The sequence below is a fragment of the Leifsonia sp. CL147 genome, from assembly GCF_900114565.1.
Taxonomy (GTDB): domain Bacteria; phylum Actinomycetota; class Actinomycetes; order Actinomycetales; family Microbacteriaceae; genus Leifsonia.
This window is the reverse complement of record NZ_FOTM01000001.1, coordinates 474997-493268: the sequence shown is the minus strand read 5'-3', so window position 1 is coordinate 493268 and position 18272 is coordinate 474997. Positions and strand designations below refer to the sequence as shown.

Genomic DNA, 18272 nt, shown 5'->3' with positions numbered 1-18272 from the left:
CCGGTCGGTCAGGCCTCGCGGGTCTTCGGGGAACGCTCCCGGGTGTGCGACGGGTCGCGCTCGATGACATCGCCGAGCACGTCGTCGATCCGCGCGAGCAGTTCGGCGGGGATCGTGACGCCCGAAGCCTTCACGTTCTCCAGAACCTGCTCGGGCCGGGAGGCGCCGATGATCGCCGTGGCCACGTTCTCGTTCTGCAGCACCCAGGCGACGGCGAGCTGCGCCGGGGTCAGGCCGAGTTCCCGAGCGATCGGCGTCAGCTCCTGAACGCGGGTGAGCACGTCATCCGTGAGCCACCGCTTGACGGCGCCCGCACCGCCCTTCTCGTCGGTCGCCCGGCTGCCTTCCGGCAACGGAGCGCCCGGACGGTACTTGCCGCTCAGCACGCCCTGCGCCACCGGGGACCAGACGATCTGTGAGATACCGAGTTCCTTGGAGGCCGGGACGACCTCAGCCTCGATCACCCGCCACAGCGCCGAGTACTCCGGCTGGTTCGAGATCAGCTGGATGTCGAGCTCCTTCGCGAGCGCGGCGCCGGCCCGCAGCTGCTCGGCCGTCCACTCGCTCACGCCGATGTAGAGCGCCTTGCCCTGCCGGACGACGTCGGCGAACGCCTGCATCGTCTCCTCGATCGGAGTGAAGTAGTCGTACCGGTGCGCCTGATACAGGTCGACGTAGTCCGTCTGCAGCCGCGAGAGCGACCCGTCGATCGACTCGAGGATGTGCTTGCGCGACAGCCCGACGTCGTTGTGACCCTTGGGCCCGGTCGGCCCGAACACCTTGGTGAAGATCTCGATCGACTGCCGGCGCTCCCCCTTCAGCGCCTCGCCGAGGACGGTCTCCGCCGCCGTGTTCGCGTACACGTCGGCCGTGTCGAACGTGGTGATGCCCGCATCCAGAGCGGCCCGGACGCACGCGGCGGCCGTGTCGTTCTCGACCTGGGAGCCATGGGTGAGCCAATTGCCGTAGGTGATCTCGGAGATCTTGAAGCCGGAGTTGCCCAGGTACCTGAACTGCACAGTCGTTTCCCTTCACCGCTGAACGAGGTCGTCTCTGCGATGCTAGGCGCTCCCCCATTCAGGAGTCCAACAGGTCCCCTTTCTCGAATTCACCTCTCCACCCTCTGAATCGGCTCGACCTCCCGCACACACCCGCATCCACTCCCGCCGAGGTGCTCGTTGTTGCAGCCGACACGCCGTGCGGGCGTGCAACAACGAGCACCTCGGCGGGAGGGATGCGGTGGGCGCAGACGCGGATCAGTCGCCGTAGGCGCCGAACAGCCGAAGCTCGGCGATGTTGATCCAGTCCGTGTTGGCGATCTTGAGGTACCGGTATCCTGTGGCGGGCTGTCCCGCCGGGGCGGCAAGGGTCTGCCACGAGAGCGTCCCGACGGCGTTGTTCGTCACCGTCGTCCAGGTGGTCAAGTCGTTGGAGCCTTCCAGGTGCAGGTTCCCCGCTCGGCCGGTTCCGTTGCTGTCCTGCCGGACGAGCAGCTCCGCGTGATCGAGCGCAACAGTGTGGCCGGCGCCGAAATCGAGGATGGCGTAGTACTGGCCGTTGACCGGCCCGATGTCGGAGAACGTGGCCGGGTTCGAGTCGAACATCCTGTCGACGTACACCTGCTTGGCGGTCTCGGGCTGCCCGGTCGGCGAGACGACCGCCGCGAGCGACGGTACGTTCTGGATCACGCTCTGGTCCGACGAAAGGAACACGGTCGAGCCATCCGTCGTGCGGACCAGCGCCTGCCGCGTCTCTCCGGCCGGCCCGGAGTACTGCACCCGGAACGGCAGTTTCCGCCCCGGCTGTGCGTCGTAAGTCAGGGCGAGCGACGCCCGCCACGTCGTCCCCGAGCCGGTGACCGTCGCGGGGTTGCCGTCGATCGTGGCCGAGACGCCCGTGATCGCTTCCGAGGTGGTGAAGTCGACGTTGACGGTGTCGCCCTTCACCGCGCGGCTGCCCACTGCCCCGGTGGATGCGATGTGCGCCGAGGTGACCGAGCTCGGCAAGGGTGCGAGCCGCGTTCCGAACAGGCGGAGCTCCGCGATGTTGATCCAGTTGTTGTTCGCGATCTTGAGGTAGCGGTACGGCGTGGGCGACACTCCGGGCCGCAGCCCCCAGGTCTGCCAATCGAGGGTCGGCTTCGCGTTGTTCGTCAGCACGGTCCAGGTCGTCTGGTCGTTCGATCCTTCGAGGTGAAGGCTCGGCGCCCGGCTGGTGCCGTTGCTGTCCTGACGGACCAGCAGCTCGGCGTGATCGAGCGCGAGCGAGCCGCCGTCGCCGAAGTCGAGGGTGATGTAGTACTGACTGTTGATCGAGCCCACGTCGGAGAACGTGGCGGCGTTGTCGTCGAACATCTTGGCCACATACGGGACCTTCGACGCCTCCACCGTCCCGTCCGGCGCCACCGGCGTGGTGATGGCCGGAACGTTCGCCACCAGCCCGGAGGAGTTCGACAGGAACAGCTTCGACCCATCGCTGCTGACCACGAGCGGGTCGGCCGTCCTTCCATCCGCGGTGGTGTAGCCGATCGAGAACGCGGCGTACTGGCCCGAGGGGATGGTGCCGGGCAGCACGGCCTGAGCCTTCCACGACGTGTCCGAACCCGTGACCGTCGCGGGCGCTCCCTCGATGGTGCCGGCCACATTCGTGACGGGCTCCGTCGTCGTGAAGGCGACCGTGACGGTGTCCCCGTCGGTGGCGATGCCCGGAACGGGGTCGTTCGACGAGATCGTCGCCGTCGCGATCCGGTCCACGGCCTCGGAACGGTCACCGTGGATGTGGAACTCGGCGACGCTGAAGATTCCGGGGAAGTTCGGATCCGTCGGCGCCCCCGGCTGGTCGACCTGCACCTTGAAGAACCGGAACGTCTTGTCCGTGAGGGAGGGATCGACCGGCAGAGTCTCCATCGCGTTGGTGTTCGTGGTCATCGCCGTGGTGAGTTTCGTCCAGGTGACGTCGTCGTTCGACCCGTAGACGTTGCTCCCCTGCGAGCGGTTCCCGAACGTCTGTCGTGCCTGGATTCCGAAGGCGTTCGCCTTCACCCGGTAGGCCGGGCCGAAGTCGACCGTGAAGGACCGGACGGTCAGGTCGCCCGAGAACGTGTAGTTGTCTCCGTCCACCAGGTAGCCGAGCACGGTGGAACCGAGCGAGGATGTCGCGATCGTGTGGTAGTCGAGGGTTCCATCCGGGAGCCTGGGGTTCAGCAGTTGGAGCCGCGTGACGGCTTCCTGCACCTTCACCAGTGCGGCGAGGAAGTCCGCGTCGCTGCCGGATGCCGCGAGCGCGGTCGCAGCGGCCACCGCCGCGTAGAACGGCGATCGGCTCACTGTCGTGTACACCGTGGCCGGATCGAAACCGTCCTCGGCGAGGGTGATCGCGTCGGCGCGGTCCTTCGCGATCCGCGCGCGCACATTCAGCGCTGTGTCGGTCGTCCCGTCGTCGGCCTGGACGACGATGGTGTGGTCGCCCACCTGCTGCGTAGTGGGCGTCCAGAGCAAAGCTCCGGTGGACTGGTTCAGGCTCACGCCCTTCGGGGCGACGGACAGCGAGTACGCGACGGTGTCGGTCGTCGAGGAGTCCTGGGCGGAGAGGTCCGCGGACAGCTGCGCCCCTTCGACCCCGATCAGCGTCGTCCCGGTGCCCTGGGGGAAGACGGGCGGGGTGACGTCGGCGGCCGCGTTCGCGGTGACGTAGTCGAGATCGATCCGGCCCTTCTGACCGCTGAACGAGTAGTAGACGATGTTGTTGTCGCCCATCTGCGCGGGCGAGACCACGGCGGTGTTCATGTCGTAGGTGATCGTGCGCCAGTGTCCGCCTGTGTCGGGAACGGTGATCGTCGTGTACGGAGCGGCGTCGGGTACGCGCCGCACCTCCAGCGTGGACACGGAGTCCGTGCGCACCTCGATCGCGACGGGACTGTAGCCGGTCCGCGCTCCGTACTGCATGGTGCGGACTGCGATCACTGCGGGCTTCTTCTGCACGGCGGTTCGCAGGAAGGTGCGATCGCCTTCGGTCACGGCGGTCGCCTTCCCGGAGATCACCGACGCCTTCTGGACGAACGGCAGGTTCTTCTGCGGTGCCGGTTCCTTCTCGCCCTTCGCCGCTGCGGGGATCGACAGCCAGTAGTCGTCACCGGTGAGGGTGCCGCCCCAGAAGCTCTGCAGGCCGTCGGAGCCGACGGCGGTTCCGACCTCGTTGACGTTGAAGTTGTAATACAGCGGCCCGTCCCGCTGCTCGAACTGCTGCTCGATGTACGGCGCGACCTTCGCGACGTCGACGTGCTCCTGGTACGTGTAGATCCGGTAGAGCTCGTTGAGCGAGTTGCTCCAGCGCCCCCGGTAGGACTGGGCCAGGGAACCGCCCTGCTGCGTGATGTCGATCCACGGCACGCTGTAGCCCATCATGAAGCCGACGAATGCGTTCGAGCCGGCGAGCAGCCGGTCGCCGAGGAAGGCGTACGGATCGACCGCGTTCGCGGCGGTGGAGACGGTTCCAGCGACCGGATCGAGACGCGTCTTCTGCGTGGCGACGATCCTGGCGAGCGTTGTGAGGGTGAGCACGTCGTCCGCGGCGTGCGCCTGATCGCGTCCCATCTCGATGTGGTTGACGAAGGAGAAACCGTACGGGTTGCGCGGGTCGCTCTTCTCGATCAGCCGGTACATGGAGGCGAGCGCGCCGTTGACGTCCTGGTTCGGCGCGGTCGAGTTGACGCTGAACCATTCCACGCCCTGGTCGTACCTGGCCCGATTATCCGTGAAGATGTAGCCGGCCATCGCGCCGAGCAAGGGCAGGGTCCCCTGGTTCATGTACCAGGCGTTGCCGTAGTCGAAGGTCTGCACGGCGGGTACGACGAAGTTCGCGCTGAAATCCGTCGTGTCCCGGTCGGTCCACGACGTCGGGTACCCATCGGCCGCCGGCAGCGCGGAGGTGTAGCGCAGCAGCTCGGCGGCGGCGATCAGCCGGTAGACGAAGGGACCCGTCTTGATCTGCGCATCGGTGAAGAATTTGTACTTGGCCGGATCCATGTGGCTCCAGATCCGGATGATCTTCAGCGCGTTCTCCCGGTAGACCGGGTTTCCGGTGAGGTAGTACAGGACTGCTTGCGTGTACGCACCGCTCGAGTCCGCGAACAGCTTGTTGCTGACTCCGACGGTGTCGAAGGCGTCGGTCGCCGGAACGCCGTCGCCCGCACCCTGGTTGGCCGAGCCGAGGGTGGGGCTGGCGTACTTGGTGACGACCATTCCGTGGAAGTAGTCCGTCCACGGCTCGGCGCCCGCGAGCAGCTGCGCTCGCGTCTTCTCCAGGCTCCCTGCGTCGACGCCGATGCCAGGGTGCACGAATCCGGCGGAGCTGGTGGTCGTCTCGATCACGACCGCATCGCTGACGGCCGGGTCTGCGGCGCCCACGGTGCCCGCGGCGGCTCCCGCGCTCGCGGCACTCGCGGTCTCGGCCACGGCGCCTGCGGTGGGGACGAAGGTCCCGACCGCGAGTGCGGCTGCCGCGACGACGGACGTGAATATGCTTACGCGAGTGCTCCGCAGTGCGAACATGCGTTTCTCCTCCAGGGGTGCGCGGCCTCGTCGCCGCGAGTGGAGTGGATAGCGTTATCCACTCGAAGGGCAGTTTGCCAGGCTTGCGGAGGAAGGTCAAGCCTCGCTAGCGGAGCTCGACGACGCGAGCGGAGAGGCCGGGAGGGGTCTCCACGACGAGATCCGGACCGTCGAGGGATGCCGTCCACGCGTCGGCCCCGTCAGCGAGATTCAGCACGGACGCCTCGCTGCCGCGGCCCGCTCCGGGAAGCGTGATCCGTCGAGCGCGCTCGGCCCGGTCCCAGACGAAGACCCGCGTCGCGACACCGTCGGTCAGGCCGAGGCACACGGTCTCGTCGTCCCAGCCGGGCAAGCCGAGCGGCCAGAACGGTTCGCTGCGGGCCAGCCACGGGCGCCAGGCCTTGTGGAGTCGCACCGCCGTCGCCACCATCGCTCGCGCTCCGGCGTCGAGCTCGTTCAGGAACCCGGAGAGGTAGAGCCTGCCGGCGAGCCCCGTGACCAGGGTGAACTGGACATCCTCCCGGCTCATCGCGGCCGCCGGGTACGCCCAGTTCCCGCACTGTTCCGGCAGGATCGTCGCCGGCGCCGAGGCCGCCACCGGCGGGTACAGGCGGAAGTCCTGCTGGTCGCTGGTGGATTGCAGCTGCGTGACGGCCAGGAGGTCGTAGTCGGCGCGCATCCCACCGGAGCTGCAGTTCTCGATGCTGACCTGGGGGTGGCGGGCACGCACGCCGGCGATCCAGTCGCGGAAGGCGCGGGTGTGCGCCAGCAGCCCGGCGCCCGCACCGGCGCCCGCACCCGCGTCCTCCCCACCCGCACCCACGGTCCCGGCGCCTGGATTGATGTTGTAGTCGAGCTTGAAGTAGCTGATCCCGAACTCCTCGACGAGCCGGTCGACGACACCGTCGAGGTGCGCTCGGGCGGCGGGATGCCGAAGATCGAGCTGGTAGCGCTCGTGCTCCACCACGCGTTCGCCGAACCGCCGGAAGAAGGCCTCCTCGGGAAGCCGCTGCGCCACGGGACTGGCGACGCCGACCACCTCGGGCTCCAGCCAGATTCCGCTGCGCATCCCGCGGGAGTGGATGGCATGGATGACCTCACCGAGGCCGTTGGTGAAGCGCTCCGCCGACTCCCTCCACTCGCCCACGGCCGGCCACCAGTCCCCCATCGCCGGATCCGCGTACCATCCGGCGTCGATGCAGAAGCACTCCGCCCCCGCATCGGCAGCCGAGTGGATGAGCGGCAGCAGCACCTCGGTGGACGGTTGACCCATCGTCGTGTTCATGAAGTCGTTGTAGACCACCGGCAGGCCATCGAGTCCCTGGTTGCGAACGCGCAGCCAGCGCCGGTACCGGGTCAGTTCGGCGAGCGCTCCGTCTCGGCCGTTCGCGCTGACGGCGACGGCGGCCGGCACGCCGGTGAAGCTCTCTCCCGGCTGGAGGGTGACCGCGAAGTGGTGCTCGAGATCGGTGGGCCCGAGGATCGTCAGCACCCCTCCGTCACGCGCCTGCGACAGCTCCCACTGCCACGGCCCGCTCGACTCCACCTGCCACGCGATCGCCGCGCCGCCCTCGCGCAGGAGGAGACCGGCCGGCAGCCGCTCGCCGGTGGACCAGGCGCCGTGACTGCTGACAGCATGGTGGCCCCGTCCGTCCTGGCCGTGGAAGGCCAGATTCAGCCGCGGCAGCACTGTCCTCACCGGCTGTTCGGACCACCGGTCCTCGGCGAGCCACTCACTGCGGGCGCTGCTCAGCAGCACACGGTCGAGCTCGTCCTCCGAGTGTCCGAATCCGAGGGCCAGCGAGCTGAGGGCCGTGATCGTGATGGGCGCATCCGACCCGTTCGTGACGGTGGTCTGGAAGGCGTAGGCCGCCGCATCCACGGGACGCCGGATCGTCGTGGTGGCGATGAGTCCCGTGACCTCGTCCGCCTGCACGACGGTGAGCTCCCGGTGGTCCTCGCGTTCGTGCACGCGGTGCTCCACCACGCGGAGCCGGTCGCCGACGGCCGAGTGGATGTACGCCTGACTCGTGCGCGCACGCTGCTCGTTCGCCGTGAACAGCTGCACGAACGCCACGGAGGAACGTCCGGCGAAATCGGAGCCGTCGAGGCCGGCCACCGACAGCGGCGAGTCATCGCTCCACGTCAGCTCGGCGAGGAAGGGATCGATGGACTGCTCCGGGGCGAGTTCGATGACGATGGTGACTCCTTGATCGGGTTCATCAGAGGATAGCGTTATCCAATCAGACCGACAAGACCGCGGCTCAGGGAGCGATGCGTCGACCTCGCAGGAAGGGCCCCGCCTTCAACGTGACGGCGTCGACCTTGCTCTCCGTGCCGTCGAGCACCAGGGAGACCGCCGCCTCCCCGAACGCCTCCAGCGGCACCTCGACCGTGCTGAACTCCGGGAGCAGGTCGGAGATCATCGGGACGCGGTCGAAGCCCGTGATCTGCAGCGGCCCCGGTACCGGGATGCCCAGCTCTCTGGCGCGCACCATCGCCCCGACCGCCATCGCGTCGCTCATCGCCGCGACGACATCCAACCGGCTCGCGCCCTCTCCGAGTTCACCGAAGGCCGCGTATCCACCGTTGCGCGAGAACTCCTCATGCACGATGCGGACGCCTTCCGCGGGGATCCCGCGGCTCTCGAGCCCCGCGAGGAATCCGGCGACGCGGTCACGCGAGGTGATCTGCTCCTCCGGGCCGGCCAGGATGGCGAAGCTCCGCGCGCCGTCGTCCGCCAGGGCGCCGGCGAGCGCCGCTGCCGCCGCCGCGGTGTCGATCGTCACGTGCGGGAAGCCGAGGGTGCTGTCGCCGATCACGACCACCCGCGCACCCTGCTCGGAGAGCACTCCCAGTTCCCGCCCGATGGCCGCCTCGCGTGCCGCATCCACCGTCCGGCCGGTCGCCACGATGACGCCCCTGTGCCGTTCTCCGCGGAGCGCCTCGAGGATGCGCCGCTCCCGGCGGGCGTCGTCGGCCGTGGCACGGACAGCGACGGAGAGCCCCCGCCGCTCGGCCGCATGCATGACGCCGGCGATGATGGTCGCAGAACCCTGGTCTTCGATATCGCCCACGAGCAGTGCGATCGTCTTGCTGCGGCCTCCCTTGATGGTCTGCGCCGCCGGGTTCGGCGCGTAGCCGAGCGTTCGTGCCGCCGAGCGGACCCTCTCGCGCAGCTCGGCGGTTCCGCTGGCGTCCCCGCGGACGCCGCCGTTCAGGACGCGGGATGCGGTGGGCACCGAGACGCCGGCGAGCCGTGCCACATCGGTGAGCGTCGGCGGTCTGGTGTCAGCGCGCTTGGGCACGTTCGGGTCCTTTCCGCGCAGAAGTGCGTCCCCCCAGGGTAGAGGGCGCATTGCTCCGCGGGCGAGACCAGGCAGGGGCCGCACCGTTCGGTGCGGCCCCTGCCGTCCAGGAAAGAGGGGCGGACTACTTCTTCTGCGCCTTGAGGTACGCGTTCGCCTGCTTCTCCATCTCGGCCCGAAGGGCGTTCACGCCGGCGGAGTCGGCGGCCTTCTTCAGCTTGTCGAGCTGGCTGGCGACGTCGACCACTCCGTAGTAGAGCGGGTTGGCGTACTGAGTCATGACGTTGTTCATCTGAGCTGCGGCCTGCTTCACCGGCGTGACGTCCGGGATGAAGGAGGCGTACGCCGACTTGGTGAAGTTGCCGTAGTCCTGTGCCCAGGCGAACACCTTCTTCTCCGAGTCCGTCATGAACGACGACTTGCGCTCGAGACCCGAGCGCCACAGCAGCGCGAAACCGGGGAAGGCGTAGTCGCTCAGCTGCTTGATGCCGCCGTCGGACGTCGCCTCCCAGTCCTTGCCCTCGATGCCGTACTCGACCAGGTCGTGGTTCTTCTCGACGGAGAGCCAGTCCTGCAGCGCGAGCGCCCGCTCCACGTTCCCGCCGTTGGCGTTGACGACGACGAGGTTGTCCGCCTGGAAGGTCTGCAGAGGCTTGACCGAGGTGAAGGCTTTCCCGTAGGGAAGCACCTCTTCCAGATCCGCTCCGGGAACAGCTTTGCGGAGGGCGACGAGCATGTTGCTGGCCGTCCCATCCGTGATCGCCCACGTGCCCGCGTACTTGCCGGCCTTGAACTGCGCCTGGACGGTCGCGTTCTCGGCGTTGAGGCCATCCCCGTTGATGATCCCGTCCTGGTAGTACTGGCGGATCTTCGCGAACGCGCCGAGCACACCCTCGTCCTCCCACAGGGGGACGAGCTTCACGGTGCCGTTCTCCGCCGCCTTCTCGTCGAAGACGAACCACAGCCCGGAGCCGGCGAACTGCGCGACATACGCCTCGGTCGGGTTCTGCCAGGAGTGCTGGTTGAACAGCCCGCTCGGCGTCCCGAGCACGAGCTCGAACGTCTGGTTGGAGGCCACACCGAACGGCGTGACGCCGGCCTCCTTCTGCTTCACGTCGTAGAAGTATTTCTCCAGCGTGTCGTAGTCCTGGATCTCGTCGAACCCGAGCTTGCCGGCCAGGTCCTTCCGGATGCTGAAGTGCTGCAGGCGCGCGGCGCTGTTCACCTGCGGGATGCCCCAGAGCTTTCCGCTCCACTTGTTCGACTCGATGAGCTGGCTGGAGAGCTGCTTCTTCAAGTTCGGCCACTTGTCGATCTCGTGGGTGAGGTCGGCCAGGGAGTGGCTCTGCTGCAGCTGGGCCATGTTCAGCCACAGCGCCTGCAGCGCGGTGTCGAACTTGGCGCCGGCCGTGAACTTGAGAAGCGCCTGCTGCCCGTAGTTCTGCCAGTTGATGAACTGCGCATCCAGGGTGAAGCCGTGCTCCTTCTGGAGAGCCTTGTTCGCCTGGGCGAGGACCGTGTTCCATGTACTCGGTGCGGTCGAGGGCAGGATCGCCTGCGAGGTGCCGGAAAGGGCGCCTGCGGCGGAACCCGTGGGGGTGCAGCCGGCGAGGCCGAGGCCGATTCCGATACCCGCTGCGCCGGTGAGGGCGAGGAACCCGCGCCGATTGAGGGTGCTGGTTGACATGTCCGAATACTCCTTTGTGGGACAGCTCTGGTTGGGGGTGGTAGGGGTGCTCGCTAGCCTTTGCTCGCGCCGAGGGTGAGGCCCTTGACGAAGAAGCGCTGAGCGAACGGGTAGGCCAGCAGGATGGGCGCGATGGTCAGGACGGTCATCGCGAATCGCAGCTGGTAGATCGGGGCAGCGGCCTGGGAGACGGTGGCACCCGGGAGGCTGGCGGCATTGGTGACGTTGGCGATCAGGTTCTGGAGGGTCAGCTGGAGCGGATACAGGCTCGGGTCGGAGATGAACAGGAGGGCCATGAACCATTCGTTCCAGTACGTGACGGCATAGAAGAGGCCGAGCACCGCGAGGATGGGCTTCGACAGCGGGATGACGATCTGGAAGAAGATCCGCAGCTCGCCGGCGCCATCGATCCGGGCCGAATCGAGGATCTCCTCGGGCAGCTGCCGGAAGAAGCTGACGGCGACGAAGATCAGGAAGGGCGCCAGCATGACGGGCAGGATCACCGCGAACCAGTTGTTGTTGAGGCTGAGCACCTGCGTGACCAGGAGGTAGAGCGGGACGAGACCTCCGGTGAACAGCATCGGGATGTAGGCGAAGATCGTCAGCGGCCGGCTGATCCGAGGAAGCCGCCGGGCGATCACCCAGGCGAGGGATGCCGTGCACGACAGCGACAGCGCGGTTCCGACGATCGTGATGAACAGCGACGCGCCGTAGCTGGTCACCAGCGCGCCGCCCGAGAACAGCATCTGGTACGCGGCGGTCGAGAACGGCGCCGGCCACAGGCTGTAGCCGGTGCGCGCCAGCGCCGACTCGTCCGTGAACGAGCCGGCGATGATCATCCACAGCGGGATGAGGCAGAACAGCCCGAACAGGGTGACGCATACGTAGCTGACCAGCGTGAACGGCTCGAACCGGGCGGGACGGCGGCGCTTGGGTCGCGCGCTCCTTCTCGTGCTCTGCGTGTCATCCAGGACCGCCGCGGCGTCGAGGTCGGTGATCGTCTGGGTCCGGCCGGTGATCGTGGTGCTCACAGGATGCTGCTTTCTCGATCGACGCGGCGCTGCACGAGCACCGCCGCGGTGACGAACACGAAGCCGACCACGGACTGGAACAGACCGATGGCCGCCGTCGTCCCGAAGTCGCCGATGGTCCGCAGGGAACGGAACACGTAAGTGTCGATGACATCGGTGGTCGGGAAGAGGGTGCCGTTGTCGCCGACGATCGCGTAGATGGTCGCGAAGTCGCCGAAGAAGATCCGGCCGATGCCGAGCACCACGAGGATGCCGACGGTGGGCAGCAGCAACGGAGTCGTGACCGACAGGGCCATCCGCGCCCGGCTCGCTCCGTCGATGGCCGCCGCCTCGTAGACCTCCTCGGGGATGGAGGTGATGGCCGCGAGGAAGATGACCGACGTGTAGCCGCCCAGCTGCCAGACCTTCACGATGGTGAGGATCCACGGCCAGGCGCCCGGCTCCGTGTACCAATTCACCTGCGGCAGATCGACGACGCTGAGGAGGTTGTTGAGCAGACCGCCGCGGCCGCCGACGCCCGAGAGCACCACCTGGAGCATGATCGCGATGATGATCGGCGAGACGAAGTAGGGGAAGAAGATGGTCGACTGCATGAACCGCCGGTAGAAGTGCCCGCGGATCTCGTTGAGCATCAGGGCGAGCAGCAGGCCGGCGAGCAGGGAGGCGCCGAGGAAGAGGGTGTTCAGGACAACGGTGTTGAGGACGATCCGCGGCGCATCCCCGCTGGCGAGGAAGTACCTGAAGTTGTCCAGGCCGTTCCAGGCGCTGCCGAAGATGCCCTGGCTGATATTGAAGTCTTTGAACGCCACCACCAGCCCGGCCATAGGGCCGTAGGCGAAGATCAGGAACCACACCACTCCGGGAAGGGCCAGCAGCAGCAGGCCGAGGGTTCCCCGGGATGTCGGTTTGCGCCGCTTGGGAAGAGCGACGGCAGCGCTTCGTTGCACATGAACTCCTTGCTGGTGTTCCACAACCATCGTGGAACTAGTTTCATTAACGGGCAACATAACCCACCCGCCACGTGCGCGTCAAGCAACGCTGTACCATCCGAGCATGGAGAGCAGCGAAGGGGCGAGACGCAGCCGCCCAGGGGGATCGCGGGGCCCGGCAAGGGTCGGCGCCGTCAATCTTCGGGATGTCGCGGCGCACGCCGGCGTGTCCCCGGCAACCGCTTCCCGCGTGTTCGGAGGGAGCACGAAAGTGCACGACGCGACCCGGGCGAGGGTGCTCGCGTCGGCGCAGGAGCTCGGCTACGTGGTGAACGGCCTGGCCCGTGCCATGCAGGGCCGGGGACCGAGGACGATCGCGTTCATCGTCCGGGTCATGATCGGTCCGACGTTCGCCTCCCTGGCGGCAGGCGTCGAGAGCGTCGCCGGCGAGAACGGTCACCTGCTGTTCATGTCCACCACGAACGGTTCCGAAGAGCGCGAGGCGGAGCTCATCGCCACCCTGCGCGAACAGCGTGTGGCCGCCGTCCTTCTCGTCGGCTCCACGGCATCCGATGCGGCGTTCGACGCCCGGGTGGCCGCCTACGCCCGGGACCTCGCGGACATCGGCGCCCCGCTGGTCCTCTGCGGCCGCCCCCCGGTCGCCGGAACGTCCCTCGTCGCCGTCGACTACGACCAGCGCGCGGGTGTCGGGATGGCCGTCGACGAACTGGTCCGGTCGGGGCACCGCCGGATCGCCTACGTCGGCGAACCCCGCGGGATGACGACGGCGGAACAGCGGATGGACGGCTACTTCGCGGCCCTCGAGCGCCACGGGATCGCCGTCGACGCCCGTCTCGTCCGCGAGAGCCTCAACTACGAGGACCACGGCGAGCGCGCCGTGGCGCAGCTGCTCGCCGACGAGACAGGCGCGACAGCGATCGTCTGCATGACCGACAACATCGCCGTGGGCGCCTACCGCGCCGCGCGCCACGTGGGAGTGCGGATACCGGAGGATCTGTCGGTGGTGGGTTTCGACGACGTCCCGATCGTCGGCGACCTGACACCCGGCCTGACGACCGTGCACCCCCCGTTCTTCGAGGTCGGCGTCGCCGCCGCGGAGATCGCGCTCGGACTGCGGCCCGCCTCCAGCGTCCTGCTGCAGCCCCACTTCGTCCGTCGCGGCTCGGCGGCGGCCCCCCGGTCGTAGCCGCCGCGGCTCGCGGCCCGCTGCCCGACGTTCTCGCCCCCACCGTCGCGCCCCACCGTCGCGCCCCACCGTCGAGTCCGCAAAGATTGCACGCTGACACGGCGTGTCCTGTGCAGTCTGTGCGGACTCGATGGTGGGGCTGCGGTCCGAGGGCAGCTGGGGGTGTGGTCGACCGTTTCGGAGGAGACGCATCTGTTAGGGGCAACGGATTCCTCCGTTTCCGCACCTGACCGGAGTACCGCGGGCTCGCTTCCTCCGTTTCCGACGGCGCCGGAAAGGGAGGAGAAGTCGGCGAGGCACCGGCGCATCAGCGGGAAAGGGAGGAGTTGCGGGACGTAAACGGCCGAGGACGCCTCCGTTGCCCGCGAAGTGCGGACTGCGCACGCCACACGGGATCTTGCGCTTTGGCCGTTGTGTAACTAGTTTCAGATCAGCCACTTCCGCCGCACACACGATCCGATGAGGTTTCCATGACGAGCGCACCCGGCCTTTCGACATCCTCGGCCCCTGCCGAGCCGGCCGAACCGACCGAAGACGCACCCGTGGAGTTCGTGCTGGCGATGGATCCGCCCGAACTGGCCGAGCGTCTCTTCGGGGACGGGATGCGCGCGCTGCGGATCCCGGGGTCGCGGCCGGCGCATCCTCACCCGTTCGTATCCTTCGGCCGACCGGAGGCTCGCCGCGCGCTGAGCCGGGCGCAGGTCCTCATCACCGGATGGGGTGCTCCCGCTCTGACCGACGCCGACCTCGATGCCGCCCCGCGGCTGCGCTACGTGCTCCACGCGGGCGGCCAAGCGGCGGCGCTGCTGCCCGCCTCGGCCCACGACCGCGGCATCCAGGTGTCGAATGCCGGCTGGGTGAACGCCATCCCGGTGGCCGAGTTCACGATGGCGATGATCATCCTCGCGAACAAGAGCACGTTCCAGGCGCACCGGCTGTACGGGCAGCGGCGCAGCTTCATCGACCGGGAGCTCGAATTCCCGACCGCAGGCAACGTCGGCAAGACCGTCGGCATCGTCGGGGCCTCACGGATCGGTCGCATCGTGATCGAACGGCTCGGCGGGATCGACGTCGACGTCGTCGTCTACGACCCGTACCTCCCTGCGGACGAGGCCGCCCGGCTCGGCGTGGAGCTGATGGAGTTGAACGAGCTGATGGCCGTCAGCGACGTCGTCACACTGCACCCGCCGCTGAACGCCGCCACGACGAAGATGATCGGCGCGGAGCAGCTGGCTGCGATGAAGGACGGCGCCACGCTCATCAACACGTCCCGCGGCCTCGTCGTCGATCAGGAGGCACTGGTCGCCGAGCTGCGCACAGGCCGGATCGACGCCATCCTGGATGTGGCCCACCCCGACGTCCTCCCGCGGAACAGCGAGCTCTACACGATGCCGAACGTCTTCCTCACACCCCACATCGCCGGCTCCATGGGATCGGAGATCCGGCGGATGGGCGACCACGTCGCCGGCGAGCTCGAGCGCGTCACCCGCGGACAGCCCCTCGCCTTCCCCGAGGCGCTCCGGTGACCCTGCATGTCGTCGCGACGCTCCCCCGCGACCCGCGGAGGGGAACCATCGTCGCGATTCCCGGTCTCTCGGAGTCCGCCGAGTCGTTGCAGGCGACCTGCCGGCACTGGGCCGGCCGCGGATTCCGGGTGCTGGCGATCGATCCGAGGGGACACGGTTCGTCGCGCCGCTGGACCGAGGAGCAGTTGCGGTCCCATCCGGGAGACATCATCGTCGACGAGCTGCTGAGCACGGTCGACGACTGGTGCGACGACTCCGACCAGCCCTTGATCCTCTTCGGTCACTCCGCCGGCGGCTCGGCTGCTGCCGCCGTCGCCGCGCGCACCCGGCGGGAGGTCGACGCCGTGGTCCTCGAGGATCCGTTCTGGCGCCTGCCCGTCACCCACCACCAGGACCCGGACGTCGCGAAAGCCGCGACCGCCTGGCTGCTCCGCCAGCAGGAGCTCACCGATGACGAGCGCCGCGAGGAGGCCGCAGCGATGCATCCCGCCTGGCCGGCCGACGAGCTCGCCGGCTGGTCCTCGTCGAAGGCGCAGATGGATGCTGCCCTCGTCCGGCACGGGGATGTCATCCCGAGCCGCCCGTGGCCGGTCCTGCTGAGCGATCTCGCCGAACGGTCCGTCCCCGTCCTCATCGTCACCGGGACGGTGCGCATCGGAAACACCGCCGCCCACCGCGCGATCGAGCGTTCGCTCGGCGCGCAAGTGGAGGTGTTCGAGGGAGCCGGGCACTTCATCCGGCGCGACGAACGGCAGCGGTTCCACGCCACGGTGGATGCCTTCCTCGACTCCGTCCTGGCCGCCGAGCCCGGTGACCGTCCGAGCTCCGCCCCGGCCTGACGGAACTGCCTGTGGCGGTTTCGCACAATCCGGCATACCATCTCTGAAACTAGTTCCACGCAGTTCGACAACAGTTCCACCCACGGAAACGAAGGAGTTACCAATGTTGGGAAATCTCACCGGATGGCACGCGCTGATCATCCTCGCCGTCGTCGTGCTGATCTTCGGCGCCGCCAAGCTCCCGGCTCTGGCCCGCAGCGTCGGCCAGTCGGTCCGCATCCTGCAGAAGGAAGTGCAGAAGGACAAGCGCGACCCGGAGGCGTCGACGACTGCGGCCGCCGCCGTCGCCGAGCCCGAAGTCACCAGCGCGGGGAACGCCTGAGCCCTCATGCGTCACCCAGCTGCGCGCGACCCTGAGCGGCGCATGGGACTGGCCGAGCACTTCACCGAGCTGCGCCGCCGACTCACGCGCGCCGCCGTGGCGATCGGGGTCGGAGTGGTCGCCGGCTGGTTCGCTGCCGAACCCGCTCTCGACTTCCTCCGGAGCCCGGTCCTCGTTGCGGCACGGAGCCAGGACCGGGCGGTCGTCATCAACTTCCCGTCGATCTCCGCCGCCTTCGACCTGCGGATCGAGATCGCCGTGATCGTCGGGATCGTGCTGTCCAGTCCCGTGTGGCTGTATCAGCTCTTCGCCTTCTTCATGCCCGCCCTGAACCGCCGGGAGAAGCGGTACACCTCCGGCTTCGTCCTCAGCGCACTCCCGTTGTTCATCGCCGGGTGCGCAGCCGGCGTGTGGGTGATGCCGCACATCGTCCAGCTCATGACCGGATTCGCGCCCGCTCTCACGTCCTCCTATCTGGATGCGAGCGCCTACTTCGACTTCGTGCTGAAGCTGACGCTCGTCACCGGAGTCGCCTTCGTGCTTCCGCTGTTCGTCGTCCTGCTCAACTTCGCGGGAGTGGTGTCAGGACGCGCGATCACCCACGCCTGGCGCTGGGCTCTGCTCGGCATCTGCCTGTTCACGGCCATCGCGACGCCGGCCGCCGACGTCATGTCGATGCTGCTGCTGGCGGCGCCGATGCTGGCTCTGTACGGGCTCGCGTGCGGCGTGAGCCTGCTCAACGACCGGCGCCGCGTCCGCCGCCTGGAGGCGACCGTGGCCGAGTCCCTTTTCGTGGAAAGCTGATCATCATGTTCGGGCTGACTTTCGACAAGATCGTTGTGATCGCGCTGATCGCCGGGTTCCTGCTCGGGCCGCAGCGCCTTCCGGCCGCGGCCGCGGCACTCGGCCGCATGGTCCGAACGCTCCGGAAGCTCGCGGACGACACCACTGGACGCCTCCGCGAGGAGGTCGGGCCGGAGTTCGACGACATCGACTGGACCCGCCTCGACCCTCGGCGCTACGACCCCCGCCGGATCATCCGGGATGCGCTGACGCTCGAGCCCGCAGAGACAACGGAACGGGCGCGTGCGACCGCGGCCGAGCACGACCGGGCTGGCGAGGCATGACGCGCGCACTCATCCTGTCCGGTGAAGGACGGTACGCCGATCCTTGGCACCCGTTCGCACGCACCTCGGACCGGCTGGCCGGCCTGCTCACCTCACTCGGGATGGATGCGGAGGTCAGCGGCGACGTCGACGCCCGGATGGCGGCACTCCCCTCGGAGCTGCCCGACCTTCTCGTGCTGAACCTCGGGGACCCGGCCCTGAACTTCCCCGACGATCCGGCGCCTGACGCGGAAGCGGAGGGCCGGGCCGGCCTTCTGGGGTACCTCGCTGCAGGCCGTCCGCTGCTGGGCGTGCACGCCACATCCACGTCGTTGCGCGGCATCCCGGAATGGAAGTCCATCCTCGGCGGTGTCTGGGTGAGGGGCGAGAGCTTCCACCCGGACTATGCCCGGCTGAACGTTCACCTCGCCGCCGAGCCGCCCGCGTTCATCGCCGGCCTCGACGACTTCGCGGTGCAGGACGAGCTGTACTCGAACCTGTCCCTCGAGCCCGACAACATCGTCCTGGCAACGGCATCGGCAACGGCATCATCGGGCGGGGACGAGGTCCCCGTGGTCTGGGCGCGCACCGTCGGCCCGGCGTCCGCCCGGGTGGTCTACGACGCGCTCGGCCACGACACGGCAGCCTACGAGTCGGCCGGGCACCAGGCGTTGCTCGCCCGGTGCGTGCGCTGGCTGCTGTCCAGCGCCGACTGAGAAGCGCGGCGCACGTCGCGGCGCAGCGACTGCTGCGGTTGGGAGCGTATGC

At 68.3% G+C, this 18272-nt stretch carries 14 protein-coding genes; 7 read left to right on the top strand and 7 right to left on the bottom strand.

The window, feature by feature from the left end:
* Nucleotides 1-8: 8 nt before the first annotated feature.
* From BM287_RS02260 to BM287_RS02230, 7 genes are all read right to left on the bottom strand, one after another.
* Nucleotides 9-1019, bottom strand: coding sequence for an aldo/keto reductase family protein (locus tag BM287_RS02260; protein ID WP_090034562.1), 1011 nt, complete (start codon nt 1017-1019; stop codon nt 9-11).
* A 237-nt stretch (nt 1020-1256) separates the two neighbouring features.
* Complete coding sequence (locus tag BM287_RS02255) at nt 1257-5549, bottom strand: putative Ig domain-containing protein (RefSeq protein ID WP_090034565.1); 4293 nt, start codon at nt 5547-5549, stop codon at nt 1257-1259.
* 106 nt (nt 5550-5655) lie between these two features.
* Entirely contained in the window at nt 5656-7626 is a 1971-nt protein-coding gene (locus BM287_RS02250) for a glycoside hydrolase family 36 protein (protein ID WP_244527824.1), read from the bottom strand.
* A gap of 187 nt (nt 7627-7813) precedes the next feature.
* On the bottom strand, nt 7814-8857 hold the full coding sequence (locus BM287_RS02245) for a LacI family DNA-binding transcriptional regulator (RefSeq protein WP_244527823.1): 1044 nt from the start codon (nt 8855-8857) through the stop codon (nt 7814-7816).
* 124 nt (nt 8858-8981) lie between these two features.
* Complete coding sequence (locus tag BM287_RS02240) at nt 8982-10544, bottom strand: ABC transporter substrate-binding protein (protein WP_090034575.1); 1563 nt, start codon at nt 10542-10544, stop codon at nt 8982-8984.
* A gap of 53 nt (nt 10545-10597) precedes the next feature.
* Nucleotides 10598-11575 carry a carbohydrate ABC transporter permease gene (locus tag BM287_RS02235; protein ID WP_090034579.1) on the bottom strand — a complete coding sequence of 326 codons (978 nt, stop codon included), beginning with the start codon at nt 11573-11575 and terminating at the stop codon, nt 10598-10600.
* On the bottom strand, nt 11572-12522 hold the full coding sequence (locus tag BM287_RS02230) for an ABC transporter permease subunit (RefSeq protein WP_170857392.1): 951 nt from the start codon (nt 12520-12522) through the stop codon (nt 11572-11574). The genes BM287_RS02235 and BM287_RS02230 overlap by 4 nt, the downstream gene beginning before the upstream one ends.
* Nucleotides 12523-12628: 106 nt before the next feature.
* Here BM287_RS02230 and BM287_RS02225 point away from each other — a divergent pair, with 106 nt between their 5' ends.
* The 7 genes from BM287_RS02225 to BM287_RS02195 all read left to right on the top strand — a co-directional run bounded on the left by BM287_RS02225 (nt 12629) and on the right by BM287_RS02195 (nt 18220).
* Complete coding sequence (locus BM287_RS02225) at nt 12629-13711, top strand: LacI family DNA-binding transcriptional regulator (RefSeq protein ID WP_090034587.1); 1083 nt, start codon at nt 12629-12631, stop codon at nt 13709-13711.
* A 470-nt stretch (nt 13712-14181) separates the two neighbouring features.
* A complete protein-coding gene (locus BM287_RS02220; RefSeq protein WP_090034590.1) occupies nt 14182-15237 on the top strand; it encodes a hydroxyacid dehydrogenase in 1056 nt (351 codons plus the stop codon).
* Entirely contained in the window at nt 15234-16076 is an 843-nt protein-coding gene (locus tag BM287_RS02215; protein ID WP_170857390.1) for an alpha/beta hydrolase, read from the top strand. Before BM287_RS02220 ends, BM287_RS02215 begins: the two co-directional genes overlap by 4 nt.
* A 103-nt stretch (nt 16077-16179) precedes the next feature.
* Nucleotides 16180-16398 (top strand): twin-arginine translocase TatA/TatE family subunit, encoded by a 219-nt coding sequence (gene tatA, locus BM287_RS02210; RefSeq protein ID WP_090034593.1) that lies wholly within the window; start codon nt 16180-16182, stop codon nt 16396-16398.
* 42 nt (nt 16399-16440) lie between these two features.
* Nucleotides 16441-17202 carry a twin-arginine translocase subunit TatC gene (tatC, locus tag BM287_RS02205; RefSeq protein WP_090034595.1) on the top strand — a complete coding sequence of 254 codons (762 nt, stop codon included), beginning with the start codon at nt 16441-16443 and terminating at the stop codon, nt 17200-17202.
* Between the two features lie 5 nt (nt 17203-17207).
* Complete coding sequence (locus tag BM287_RS02200; protein WP_090034602.1) at nt 17208-17525, top strand: twin-arginine translocase TatA/TatE family subunit; 318 nt, start codon at nt 17208-17210, stop codon at nt 17523-17525.
* Nucleotides 17522-18220 carry a ThuA domain-containing protein gene (locus BM287_RS02195; RefSeq protein ID WP_090034607.1) on the top strand — a complete coding sequence of 233 codons (699 nt, stop codon included), beginning with the start codon at nt 17522-17524 and terminating at the stop codon, nt 18218-18220. The genes BM287_RS02200 and BM287_RS02195 overlap by 4 nt, the downstream gene beginning before the upstream one ends.
* Nucleotides 18221-18272: the final 52 nt, after the last annotated feature.

What these genes read in the sequence shown, in the direction of transcription:
- BM287_RS02255 (WP_090034565.1), bottom strand. Translation starts at nt 5,549, where the DNA reads ATGTTCGCACTGCGGAGCACTCGCGTAAGCATATTCACGTCCGTCGTC.
- BM287_RS02240 (WP_090034575.1), bottom strand. Translation starts at nt 10,544, where the DNA reads ATGTCAACCAGCACCCTCAATCGGCGCGGGTTCCTCGCCCTCACCGGC.
- BM287_RS02225 (WP_090034587.1), top strand. Translation starts at nt 12,629, where the DNA reads ATGGAGAGCAGCGAAGGGGCGAGACGCAGCCGCCCAGGGGGATCGCGG.
- BM287_RS02220 (WP_090034590.1), top strand. Translation starts at nt 14,182, where the DNA reads ATGACGAGCGCACCCGGCCTTTCGACATCCTCGGCCCCTGCCGAGCCG.
- tatA (WP_090034593.1), top strand. Translation starts at nt 16,180, where the DNA reads ATGTTGGGAAATCTCACCGGATGGCACGCGCTGATCATCCTCGCCGTC.
- tatC (WP_090034595.1), top strand. Translation starts at nt 16,441, where the DNA reads ATGGGACTGGCCGAGCACTTCACCGAGCTGCGCCGCCGACTCACGCGC.
- BM287_RS02200 (WP_090034602.1), top strand. Translation starts at nt 17,208, where the DNA reads ATGTTCGGGCTGACTTTCGACAAGATCGTTGTGATCGCGCTGATCGCC.
- BM287_RS02195 (WP_090034607.1), top strand. Translation starts at nt 17,522, where the DNA reads ATGACGCGCGCACTCATCCTGTCCGGTGAAGGACGGTACGCCGATCCT.